The sequence below is a fragment of the Spirosoma aerophilum genome, from assembly GCF_054782495.1.
The window spans coordinates 1-1097 of sequence record NZ_BAAGSJ010000053.1; the positions used below are offsets into that span (position 1 = coordinate 1).

Consider the following 1097-nt stretch of genomic DNA (forward strand, 5'->3'; position numbering starts at 1 on the left):
TGGCCCCCCACCGGTTGTAGACCACAAACTCGATCCGCTCCACAAACCGGGGACACTTCAACGGCGCAAACACATCGTTCTTGCCGTCCCCGTTGGGGGTGAACACGTTGGGCAGCACCAGCGAGGGGCAGGCCTCGTTGCAGACCAGGTTCGAGGGGCGGCTCTCCAGCCCCCGCACGCTCACGGCCGTCACGTAGTAACACCCCGCTACGGTCGTCAGGCTGCTGTGGGCAAAGCTGGTGGTGGGGGCGGCCACACTGGTCAGCAGGCCCAGACTGTCGGGCCGGTAGCGGGCGTAGTAGAGCTTGTAGGAAGCAATGTTGGCATCGCAGCTGGGGCTGCTGGTGGGCGTCCAGCGCAGCTGGTTGGTGAAGCTGGTCTGGTTGCAGAAGCTCTCGGGGGTCAGACTGGCGCAGTCCAGGGAGTCCAGCCGCAGGGTAGGCGGGCAGGGCCGGGTGGTGTCGGTGGGGGTGGCGCAGAGGACCTGGCTGTAGTTGACCAGGATGCCCAGGCGGGCCAGCTGGGTGTCGGTGTACTGGCCCCGGGTCAGCACCCGGTAGCAGTAGCTGGAGTCGGCCGAGAGCACCCGGCTGGTGTTGCCGTCGGCGGTGAAGGTGTCCGAGCCGTCATCGGTGAAGCTGTAGGGGGCCGCCTGCACGCTCACCTCGCGGATCTTGTTGAAGGGGCCGTTGGGCCCCGAGCGGCTGCGGAAGACATCGTGGATGCGGCCATCGTTGCTCCAGGGCACGTTGGCCTGCCAGCTCAGGGTGATCTGCCGGTTGGCGGGGGTCGCGCTGAGCCGCACCGAGGAGGCCGCTTCGGTCACGTCGAGCCGGGTGAGCTGGCTGGTGGCGGGGTCGGTGTAGAAGAACTCCAGGCGGTAGCGGTAGGCGTTGGCCGTGGTGTTGAGGGCGGAGGTGGAAGAGCCCCGGTCGACGAAGGTGGTGTCGTTGGCGGTGGGGCTGAGGGTGGTGTTGATGGTGGCGATGGGCACGAAGCTGGTGCCGGTGAGGCCCTCGGCCCTTTGGATGCGGTACTGGTAGGGGCCGCCCAAATCGCCGGGGTTGAGGCCGATGGGCCGGGTCCACTTCAGGGTG

At 67.5% G+C, this 1097-nt stretch carries 1 protein-coding gene; it reads right to left on the minus strand.

Features of this window, described 5'->3' with window-relative positions:
• The coding region (locus tag ACYVK4_RS33460; RefSeq protein ID WP_461131938.1) for a T9SS type B sorting domain-containing protein at positions 1–1097 on the minus strand (1097 nt) is incomplete at both ends.